The 621-nt window shown below is 63.6% G+C and carries 1 pseudogene; it reads left to right on the top strand.

Going from position 1 to position 621, the window contains the following annotated elements:
- Nucleotides 1–621, top strand: a pseudogene (locus NHU87_RS28310) (hypothetical protein); the annotation flags it as partial.

Raw genomic sequence — 621 nt, 5'->3', positions numbered from 1 at the left:
CCACCCGACCGGCACCGGCCCGCAAAGCTGGACCCTCACCGGCGCCACCGTCACCTCGTCCACCAGTGCGCCGGTCACCCTCAACCGCGTGAAAGGCCTGCCGAACAGCGCCGGCAAATCCCAGCCGCACAAATACCTGATCGAAACCAACCCGGTACTCACCGACCTCAAGCAGTTCATGAGTTCGGATTATCTGCTGTCCGGTTTGGGCTACGACCCCGACCAGAGCGCCAAGCGCCTGGGCGACGGCCTCTACGAGCAGAAACTGGTCCAGCAAGCCGTGGTCGCCCGCACCGGCCAACGCTTCATCGACGGCCAGACCTCGGACGAAGCGCTGTACAAATACCTGATGAACAACGCCATCGCCAGCAAGAGCCAACTCAACCTGAGCCTCGGCGTGACCCTCACTTCACAGCAAGTCGCGGCCTTGACCCACGACATCGTCTGGCTCGAAGAGCACGAAGTGAACGGCGAAAAAGTCCTGGTGCCGGTGCTGTACCTGGCCAACGCCAACAACCGCCTCGCGGCCAACGGCGCCCTGATCCAGGGCAGCGACGTAACCCTCATCGCCGGCAAAGACCTGAACAACGCCGGCACCCTGCGCGCCAGCCAGAACCTGGA

It is taken from the genome of Pseudomonas mandelii, from assembly GCF_024138395.1.
Classification (GTDB): domain Bacteria; phylum Pseudomonadota; class Gammaproteobacteria; order Pseudomonadales; family Pseudomonadaceae; genus Aquipseudomonas; species Aquipseudomonas mandelii_E.
The sequence above is the reverse complement of the archived record's forward strand: the minus strand, read 5'-3'. Positions and strand labels throughout refer to the sequence as shown.